General features: G+C 61.8%; 8 protein-coding genes. 2 read left to right on the top strand and 6 right to left on the bottom strand.

All coding sequences use genetic code 11. The features are described 5' to 3' along the window. Positions 1–2 precede the first annotated feature (2 nt). Together rfaH and IE061_RS04815 are read left to right on the top strand one after the other, a co-directional pair. Positions 3–518 carry a transcription/translation regulatory transformer protein RfaH gene (gene rfaH, locus IE061_RS04820; RefSeq protein WP_193461117.1) on the top strand — a complete coding sequence of 172 codons (516 nt, stop codon included), beginning with the start codon at positions 3–5 and terminating at the stop codon, positions 516–518. Between the two features lie 899 nt (positions 519–1,417). Then, the gene (locus tag IE061_RS04815; protein ID WP_039177759.1) at positions 1,418–1,927 is read left to right on the top strand and encodes an REP-associated tyrosine transposase; all 510 of its coding nucleotides are present in this window, start codon (positions 1,418–1,420) and stop codon (positions 1,925–1,927) included. A gap of 703 nt (positions 1,928–2,630) precedes the next feature. Here the strand turns inward: IE061_RS04815 and cysQ are convergent. The 6 genes from cysQ to IE061_RS04785 form a co-directional block, all read right to left on the bottom strand. Then, positions 2,631–3,398 (bottom strand): 3'(2'),5'-bisphosphate nucleotidase CysQ, encoded by a 768-nt coding sequence (gene cysQ, locus IE061_RS04810; protein ID WP_193461116.1) that lies wholly within the window; start codon positions 3,396–3,398, stop codon positions 2,631–2,633. A 68-nt stretch (positions 3,399–3,466) separates the two neighbouring features. After that, entirely contained in the window at positions 3,467–4,321 is an 855-nt protein-coding gene (locus IE061_RS04805) for a UTP--glucose-1-phosphate uridylyltransferase (protein ID WP_144984485.1), read from the bottom strand. Next, a complete protein-coding gene (gene pgi, locus IE061_RS04800) occupies positions 4,318–6,015 on the bottom strand; it encodes a glucose-6-phosphate isomerase (RefSeq protein WP_193461115.1) in 1,698 nt (565 codons plus the stop codon). The genes IE061_RS04805 and pgi overlap by 4 nt, the downstream gene beginning before the upstream one ends. Positions 6,016–6,832: 817 nt before the next feature. Beyond that, entirely contained in the window at positions 6,833–8,425 is a 1,593-nt protein-coding gene (gene pgm / locus IE061_RS04795; RefSeq protein ID WP_193461114.1) for a phosphoglucomutase (alpha-D-glucose-1,6-bisphosphate-dependent), read from the bottom strand. Between the two features lie 109 nt (positions 8,426–8,534). Next, positions 8,535–9,026 carry an NUDIX hydrolase gene (locus tag IE061_RS04790; RefSeq protein WP_193461113.1) on the bottom strand — a complete coding sequence of 164 codons (492 nt, stop codon included), beginning with the start codon at positions 9,024–9,026 and terminating at the stop codon, positions 8,535–8,537. Further along, entirely contained in the window at positions 9,023–9,970 is a 948-nt protein-coding gene (locus IE061_RS04785; protein ID WP_193461112.1) for a hypothetical protein, read from the bottom strand. The genes IE061_RS04790 and IE061_RS04785 overlap by 4 nt, the downstream gene beginning before the upstream one ends. Between the last annotated feature and the right edge of the window lie 76 nt (positions 9,971–10,046).

The following is a 10,046-nucleotide window of genomic DNA, read 5'->3' as shown; positions in this document are numbered from 1 at the left end:
GCATGGTCATCGAAACACCCGAAACCACGACCGCCCACTGGTACGTCATCCAATGCAAAGGCAGTGAATCCTTCCGCGCCGCCGAACACCTCGCCAACCAGGGTTACGAGGTGTTCCACCCCGTGCTGGACGTGCAACGCAAGCGACAAGGCAAGCTCACCACCGTTTCCGAGCCGCTGTTCCCTTACTACCTGTTCATTCAGTTAGACCAGGTCAACAGCAACTGGCGCCCCATCCGCTCCACCCGGGGCGTCCTGCGCCTGCTCACCTTCGGCAACACCCCCATCGCCGTCCCCGACGCCCTCGTGGAAACCCTTCGCGCCCAGCCCCACCGTCAGGAAGGCAACCACAGCATCTTCACCGCCGGCGACAAAGTCACCATCACCGAAGGCCCCTTCAAAGACCTCGAAGCCATCTTCACCCGCTGCAAAGGCGAAGAACGCGCCATCGTGTTACTGAACGTGCTACAACGCCCCCACCCCGTCGAACTCCCCGTAGAAAGCCTGGAAAAGCGCTGAAGCGAATGACGAACGGCGAATGGCGAACGGCGAATGGCGAACGGCGAACGGCGAATGGCGAACGGCGAACGGCGAACGGCGAACGGCGAACGGCGAACGGCGAACGGCGAACGGCGAACGGCGAATGATGGTAAACGGTGAATGATCAACCGTAGCGCGGCGTAACGAATCTTGCGAGGCACGAGCAAATGAGGCACCCGCGAAGGCGGCGCCAGCCGCCCTGATCACGCCACCATAAACAACCACGCCACCGCACGCCCCCGCGCCCTCACCGGCAACGCTCCCGCGTTGCTTCGCGGGTGCGCTCCGCTTACACCGCGCTACGGGGTCATCGCCAACATCGGGCATGGGGAATGGTCATGGGCATATGCACGTGCACGGGCACCCCCGTAGCGCGGCGTAACGATTGAGCGAGAGCAACGAGCGAAGGAGGCACCCGCAGCGGCGGCCCGGCGCGAAGGGCGGCGCCAGCCGCCCCGATTACGCCACCACAACCCACCGTGCCACCGCACACCCATATGGCTTCATCGGCATCCCTAACGGGATGCTTCGCGGGTGCGCTCCGCTTACGCCGCGCTACGGATACATCGCCCATACTGAGCGCGGGGCTCGGCCCCCCGTAGCGCGGCGTAACGACTGAGCGAGAGCAACGAGCGAAGGAGGCACCCGCGAAGGCGGCGCCAGCCGCCCTGATTACGCCACCATAAACAACCACGCCACCGCCGCCCATGTGCCCTCACCGGCATCCCTAACGGGATGCTTCGCGGGTGCGCTCCGCTTACACCGCGCTACGGGGTCATCGCCAACGTCTGGCACAGGTAACCACCCCCCGCACGAAAGATGCACTCCCTTCCCAATCAAGGTACGCTTACCCTAAATTCACTGCAGGGAAGCAGCCCTTGGCCACCTACCGACGCGCGCACATCCCCGGCGGCACCTACTTCTTCACCGTGGTAACCTACGGCCGCCAACCGCTCCTGGCGGATCACCTCAACATAAACGCTCTGGGCCGAGCCTTCCGTCGTGTGAAAGAAGAACGCCCCTTCACCATGGACGCCTTCGTCCTGATGCCCGACCACCTGCACTGCCTCTGGACCTTGCCCGAAGGCGACGCAGACTACTCCTCACGGTGGCGAGACGTCAAAAAATACGCCTCCCAAGATTTCATCCTCCCACCCGGCTCCCAGAACGCATGGCAACGCGGCTTCTGGGAACACGCCATCCGCGATGAGCAAGACTGGCAAAACCACATGGACTACATCCATTACAACCCCGTCAAACACGGCTGGGCCACCGCCCCCAGCGAATGGAAATGGTCCAGCTTCCACCAATGCGTCACCAAAGGCTGGTACGACCCCCAATGGGGCGCCCAAACCCCACCCGACATCGCCCAAATGAACTGGGAATGAACACCCCCGTGCCCTCATCGGCATCCCTAACGGGATGCTTCGCGGGTGCGCTCCGCTTACACCGCGCTACGGGGTCATCGCCCATATTGGGCGTGGGAAATGAGCATGGGCACCCCCGTAGCGCGGCGTAACGATTGAGCGAGAGCAACGAGCGAATGAGGCACCCGCGAAGGGCGGCGCCAGCCGCCCCGATCACGCCACCACAACCCACCGTACCACCGCCGCCCATGGGGCCTCATCGGCAACGCTCCCGCGTTGCTTCGCGGGTGCGCTCCGCTTACACCGCGCTACGGGAACATCGCCCATATTGGGCGTGGGGAATGATCACAGGCACGGGCACCCCCGTAGCGCGGCGTAACGATTGAGCGAGAGCAACGAGCGAATGAGGCACCCGCAGCGGCGGCCCGGCGCGAAGGCGGCGCCAGCCGCCCTGATTACGCCACAGCGCCCGATCAAATCTCGGCGCCCTCATCGGCATCCCTAACGGGATGCTTCGCGGGAGCGCTCCGCTTACACCGCGCTACGGGAACATCGCCCATATTAACCGTGGGGAATTGGCACGGGCACGGATACCCCGTAGCGCGGTGTAACGATTGAGCGAGAGCAACGAGCGAATGAGGCACCCGCGAAGGGCGGCGCCAGCCGCCCCGATTACGCCACCGCCCACCATCACGCCCCCCTCACCACCACCCGCACCCCAACATCACCCCCGATTCCCCCACACCACAAAAGGCGGGTTCAGGGTTTGGGAGGGGGTGGCGTAGTGCAGCGGTTGGCCGTCCAGGGTGACGATGCGACCTCCGGCCTGGTGGACGATGGCGTGGGCGGCGGCGGTGTCCCAGAGGCTGGTGGGGCCGAAGCGGGGGTAAACGTCGGCTTGGCCTTCGGCGATCAAACAGCTTTTCAGCGAACTGCCCATGGGGTGCATCTGATAAGGCCCCAACGCTGCCAGCCAATCGGTGAGCGCGGGGTCGTGATGAGAGCGGCTGCCCAGCACGCGCCACATGGCGCCCTCGGCGGGCCTGCCCGCCACCTGCAAACGGGTACGCTGGCCATCCGGCGCTACCTTGTAGGCCCCCAGCCCCTCTGCCGCCAGGTAAGCAACGCCTGTTACCGGAGCGGTCACCACGCCCAGGATCGGCACACCGTGTTCGATCAGCGCGATGTTCACGGTGAACTCCCCGTTGCGCTTGATGAACTCCTTGGTGCCATCCAGCGGGTCCACCAGCCAATAGCGGCCATCGTCACCCACTCCTGAAAAGCCTTCCACATCCTCTTCGGAAAGAATGGGATGCCCCTGCGGCAGCGCCTGCAAACCTTGCCGAATGACGTCATGCGCCGCTCGATCTGCCTCGGTCAGCGGGCTGTGGTCCTGCTTGATCGTCACATCGAAGGCGCGGCCATACACCGCCATGATGGCACTGTCCGCCGCCTTGGCAATGGCCAACACCTGCTCCAGTAATTCGCGCATGGCACCTCCCAAACATGAAAAACCGCCCACGGGGGACGGTTTTCGAACACGCAGCCTGCAACAGGCCGTTAAACGTCGTAACCCGCTTCGCGGGCCAGCGTGGTATTGGCCTGCAGCCAGCCTTCGATATGCCCGCAGTCGAACGTACGGCCATGCATACGGTACGCCTGCACCGACTTGCCTTCCTGCATCAAGCGGTCGATAGCATCGGTGAGCTGGATTTCGTTGCCCGCGCCGGGCGGCTGGTCGCGCAGCAGCTCCATGATGCGGTAAGGCAGCACGTAGCGGCCAATCACGGAAAGGCGCGAAGGCGCTTCTTCCGGCTTGGGCTTTTCCACCACGCCGCGCATGTTGGCGCTTTCGCCTGCCGCAGGCTCATCGCAATCCACGATGCCGTAGCGGTACACCTCTTCCTGGGGCACGGCTTCCACCATGATTTGCGATGCGTCGTTGGCTTCCCAGCGCGCCACCATGCTGCCCAGGTCACAGGCACTGCTGCCCAGCTGCGGCTTGACCAGCACGTCGGGCAGAATCACCGCGAACGGCTCGTCCTGGTCCAGCAGGTGGGCCGCGCAAAAGATCGCATGCCCCAGGCCCTTGGCATTGGGCTGACGAACACTGGTCACCTTCAACTGCTTGGGAGAAATGGCCGACAGCGTCTCCAGCAGCGCATCCTTACCCTTGCTGGCCAGCGAATGCTCAAGCTCGAAGTGGGCATCGAAATGGTCTTCGATGGCCGATTTACCCGCCCGCGTCACCAAAATGATCTCGTTGATGCCTGCGGCCAGCGCCTCTTCCACCACGTGCTGAATCAAGGGGCGGTCGACCACCGGCACCATCTCCTTGGGGATCGCCTTGCTGATGGGCAGCAGGCGGGTACCAAACCCCGCCACCGGAATAATCGCCTTGCGTACTTGAGTCATTCAACACTTCCTTTTTCGTTACGTTGCTTGCGCCACTCACTCACTTTACGCAGCAGCTGAGCAGTACTGGGATCTTCTACATTCTGGTGCTCGATCGGCAAACCCGCCAACGTCTGATACAGGCTGGTGGCCAGCTGCTTGCCCAGCTCCACGCCCGGTTGGTCGAAGGGGTTCAGGTTCCACAACACCGATTGAACGAACACTTTATGCTCGTAGAGCGCCAGCAGCGCGCCTATCGACCATGCATCCAGCTCACGCACCAGTATAACCGAATTGGGCTGGTTACCCCGATACCCCTGGGCCATATACCCCCGCAACGCAGGCGGAATGGCATCGTCCCCCAGCGCAAACAGCTGGGCCTGGGCCAGGCAGTTCGCCAGGGTCAGGGAGTTTTGCGCCTCCAGCGCCTCTGCCACCGGCGAAGCCACCTCGGCGCGGCGCTGGGCCACGGCCACGAAATCGGCGCTCACCGTATGGCTACCCTGATGCAACAATTGATAGAACGCATGCTGGGCATTGGGGCCCACATCGCCCCACAGAATCGGGCAAGTGGCATGATTGACCGAACGGCCATCCAGCCCCACGCTTTTACCGTTGGACTCCATCTCCAACTGCTGTAGATAGGCCGCGAGGCTCTTCAAACGGCCATCGTAAGGCAATACTGCGTGAGTCGGGATATTCAAGAACTGGCTGTTCCAGGCCCCCACCAGCGCCTGCAACACGGGCAGGTTCTGCGCCAGCGGCGTCTCCAGAAAGTGGCGGTCCATGGCGTGTGCACCTTCCAGCAAGGCATCGAACTGCGCCACCCCCAGCTGCATGGCCACGCTCACGCCAATCGGCGACCACAGCGAAAAGCGCCCGCCAATCCACTCCTTGAACGCCAACTGATGCGCCTCGGGAATGCCGAACTCGGTCATTTTTTCCGGCTTGGAAGAGACCCCCAACAGCTGGTAACGGCGCACCGTGGCCTCATCCACTTCCAGGGCGTCGCTCAACCAGGCCAGCGCCGTGCGCAGATTGAACTGCGTATCGGCCGTGGTGAACGACTTCGAGGCCAACACCAGCAGCGTAGTAGCCGGGTTCAGCGTTTCCATCAACGGCAGCAGCTGCGAGCCATCCATGGTAGACACATAGTGCACGCCCACCTGCGCCTGGCTCGGGCAATCGGCCAGCGCCTCGCTCACCAATTTGGGGCCTAAATCCGAGCCCCCCACCCCAATATGCACAATATCGGTGATCGCCTGGCCCGTGGCGCCAAACCACGCCTGCTGATGAACACGGGTGACCAGCTCGGCCATTTTCGCCCGCTGCTGCTGGCAAAACGCAGCGGCGGCCTCCATGCCCTCAGGGGCAGGCGTCGCTTGTGGCCAGCGCGCCGCCATGTGCAACGCCGCCCGGCGCTCGGAGTGATTCACCTTGGCGCCTGCAAACAGCGCTCTACGCCGCGCTTCCAGCCCACAGCTCTGCGCCCACGCCACCAGTAACGGCAGCGTTTGCTGGGTCAACCGCTGTTTGCTGAAATCCAGATGCAACGAACCAAACGAAAACGCCAACGCCGCCGCCCGCTGCCGAGCCACACCCGACCCGCTCAGCAAAGCACTCAACGGCTGCGCCTGCACCAGCTCCGCATGTTGGAGCAGTGCCTGCAACGGGGTATACGCGTGGGGAGTTACTGCAGAAAATGAAGTATTCATAAATCATCCTTGAATTATAAAAGCCAACATAGCGAAAGAACGAAGCACACGCCAAGCCAACCCACCCCCATCCAGAGGTATTACCCAAGTTTACAGCAAGATGCCCCAACCCCGTAGCGCAGCGTAACGAATCTTGTGCGAAGCCCCCGCCCCCCGTAGCGCGGCGTAACAAATCTTGCGCGAAGCCCCTGCCACCCCCGTAGCGCGGCGTAACGAATCTTGCGCAAAGCCCCCGCCACCCCGTAGCGCGGCGTAACGAAAGAGCGAGAGAAACGAGCGAAAGAGGCACCCGCGAAGGCGGCGCCAGCCGCCCCGATCACGCCACCCTCACCCACCGCACCACCGCCCACCCATATGGCCCCATCGGCAACGCTCACCGCGTTGCTTCGCGGGTGCGCTCCGCTTACACCGCGCTACGGGTACATCGCCCACATTGAGCGTGGGGAATGGTCATGGGCATATGCATGGGCATGGGCACGGGGCACGGATACCCCCGTAGCGCGGCGTAACGACTGAGCGAGTGAAACGAGCGAAAGAGGCACCCGCGAAGGCGGCACCCAGCCGCCCCGATCACGCCACCCTCACCCACCGCGCCACCGCCCACCCATGTGGCCCCATCGGCAACGCTCACCGCGTTGCTTCGCGGGTGCGCTCCGCTTACACCGCGCTACGGGTACATCGCCAACGATACGCATGGGCAGCCGCCCCGATCACGCCACCACACTCAACCGCGCCCCCACAAACCTGGCAACCAGCCAAAAAAAACCACCCATCAAGGGTGGTTTTGGTTTGCGACCATCATGCTTATAACAAAGGCTTAACCTTTCAGCACGCCCGAAAGTAACTGCTTGGCGCTGTCGATCAGTTCGTCCAGGTGTTGGGGGCCTTTGAAGCTTTCGGCGTAGATTTTGTAGAGCGATTCCGTGCCGCTGGGGCGGGCGGCGAACCAGCCGTTGTCGGTGGTGACTTTCAAGCCGCCAATGGCAGCCTGGTTACCGGGAGCCTTGACCAGTACGGCGGTAATGGGGTCGCCCGCCAAGGTGGTGTCGGTAACGCTGGCGGCGGTGAGCTGCTTGAAGGCGTCCTTCTCTTCCACGCTGCACGGCGTGTCCACACGCTTGTAGCAAGGCTCGCCAAAGCGCTGGGTCAGCGTCTGGTAATACTCGCTGGGCGTTTTGCCGGTCACGGCCAGAATCTCGGCGGCCAGCAGGCACAGCGCAATGCCGTCTTTGTCGGTAGACCACGCCTTGCCGTCGCGGGTCAGCAGGCTGGCCCCGGCGCTCTCTTCGCCACCAAAGGCCAACCAGCCATCGGAGAGGCCATCCACAAACCATTTGAAGCCCACCGGCACCTCGTGCAGCTCCCGCTCATGGGAAGCCACCACCCGGTCGATCATGGAAGACGACACCAGCGTCTTGCCAATGCGCAGCTCCTGGCTCCACTCGGGGCGGTGGCTCATCAGGTAATCCACGCACACCGCCAGAAAGTGGTTGGGATTCATCAACCCATTGGCATCCACGATACCGTGGCGGTCGGCATCCGGGTCGTTGCCGAAAGCGAGATCGAAGCGGTCCTTGATGTCGAGCAGGTTGGCCATGGCCGCCGCGCTGGAGCAGTCCATGCGAATCTTGCCGTCGTGGTCCGGCGGCATGAACGCAAACCGGCTATCGAGGGTGGTATTCACCACATCCAGATTCAGCCCGTAATGTTCGGCCACCGCCTGCCACACCGGCAGCGCCGTGCCGCCCATGGGGTCGGCCCCCAGCGTCAGGTTGGCCTTCTGGATGGCATCCATATCCACCACGCGGCCCAGCTGGGCCACGTAATGGGCCGTGAAATCGTACTCCTGCACCTGGGCCAGCGCCTCTTCCAACGACACCAGCGTAATATCGCTCAACTGGCGCAGCAGGTAGGCATTGGCGCGCAGTTCGATCCAGCGGGTCGCTTCGGTATCGGCGGGGCCACCGTGGTACAGGTTGTACTTGATGCCGCCATCTTCCGGCGGATTGTGCGAAGGCGTGATGATCAACCCATCGGCCTTGGCAGCAGGGTCACCCAGCGGGTGCTGAGTGTTGTAATGGATGATGGCCTGGCTGACCAGCGGCGTCGCCGTGTAGCCATGGCCCTTCTCAACCAGCACCGGCACGCGGTTGGCCACCAGCACCCGCAGCGCGCACTCCCAGGCGGGGCGCGAAAGCGCATGGGTATCCAACCCCAGAAACAGCGGCCCCTGATAGTTCTCTTCCTTGCGGTAGTCCACCACCGCCTGGGTAATCGCGATGATATGTGCCGCGTTGAACGTACGCTCGGTGGCGCGGCCACGGTGGCCAGACGTACCAAAAGCGATGCGTTCCTTCACGACACTGGCATTCGGCGTTTGCTCATGAAATGCCTGGATAATGGCGTCCATCTGCTTCTCCCTTGCGTGAATCGCCACTCCTGTTGTGCGTTATCCAACGCGCACCTTTCAACATGACGACATGACTCATGAATAAAAACAATTCAGGACTAACCCACACTCAACGCAGCGTAGCCCAATAATAACTCAAGGCCGCCAGGGTAAAACCGTCTTCCAGTTTGCCCTGCGCCATTTGTAGCGGCAATATTGCCAGCGGCACTTTCACGATGCGTTCGGCTTCATCGTCGCGGTCACCCGCCACCGCCTCGGGCGGCAACGCCACCACATAAAGGTCGATACACGAAGAAAGAATGGCCGTATTAGGGCGCATTCTGCCCAACCAGCTCAAGTGTGCCGCATCGGCCACCAGCCCGGTTTCTTCACGTAGTTCTCGCAGCGCACACGCCGCCGAAGTTTCATTGACTTCACCATAACCACGGGGGATTTCCCAGGTCGTTTGACCGCCCTGCGCGGTACGGCACATTTCAAGCAACCAGACCTCATCGCCCACGATGGGCAATACCGCCGCGCCATTCCCCGAGCGGGGCTCGTCCACGTAGAAAAAGTCGCCGTTGCGCACCACCCGAAACCAAGGGTTCTGATACTCGATCATCGCTTCAGTTCCACCCCCATCAGTTGTGTCAACGTGGGGTACAGGCCAAACCAGTTGCGTCTGGCGCACCAGGAAACCCCTTGCTCCCTGGCCTTCTCCTCCACGTACTCCAACGCTTTTTCCGCCAGCAGCTTGGCCAGCTCCTCACTTCCCAACGTGGAAATGAAGCTGAACAAGTCATAGCCTGTTTTCAGGGCTGCCAGCGTCTCACGACGGCTGCCGATGGCAATACCGCTTTCCAGCAACCAAGGGGGAAAGCGTGAAAGCCCGGCAATGCGGTCCATCACGAAGGCTTCGCCTGGGGCGACGAACAGGCCATTGTAACAGGCATCCACCACCTCCAGCCGAAACTGGTCGCGCTGGGTAGCCGGCACCGCCAAGGTGCCCAGTGCCGCGTACCAATCGGAGCGCGAGCCCAGCGGCAAACCGCCTTGCTCGGCCAATGCCAGGGTATGTAGATGCACATGGCGCTGGCGTTCCGCTGCCGCTAACGCGGAAGGCGACTTCAAACGTGAATGGATATGTTCTGTTAACGCGCCGGGCTGCTTCGGTAATGCCACCACGGCGGGCTGATAACTGCTCAGTGTTTCATCGGCCTTTTTCAGGGCCTTCATCATATGATTCCACTGTTCAGAAGTTAAGTCTTTTTTGGCTACGCCGCCTAACTGAGAAACCACATAGTTGTCATCCAGCGCCGTAAAGTACTCCGCCAATGAAAGCTCACTGCCCAGATTAAACCCTCTAATCACCAACTTGCTTTCATTGTGCCGATCACTCTTGAACCAACGCTGTACAGCTTCAGAAGAAAGTAACGAAATAATCGAGGGGTTATCCATCAATAAATTGGGCGACAACACCACGCCATCGGCAAACAATACCCCCGCCATGAAACGTGCCCGCACTTCCTGTTCACTCAAGCGACGCACGGAATCGCAATTTGCCAAGAAAAGTTTTTCTTTTAATATCATTGACGTTTGCTCAGGCCATAAAAAAGCCAGCCCTGCGGCTGGCTTGATATAT

The organism is Vreelandella hamiltonii (assembly GCF_014651795.1).
In the GTDB taxonomy this organism is placed as follows: domain Bacteria; phylum Pseudomonadota; class Gammaproteobacteria; order Pseudomonadales; family Halomonadaceae; genus Vreelandella; species Vreelandella hamiltonii.
This window is presented reverse-complemented; position numbering and strand designations above follow the sequence as displayed.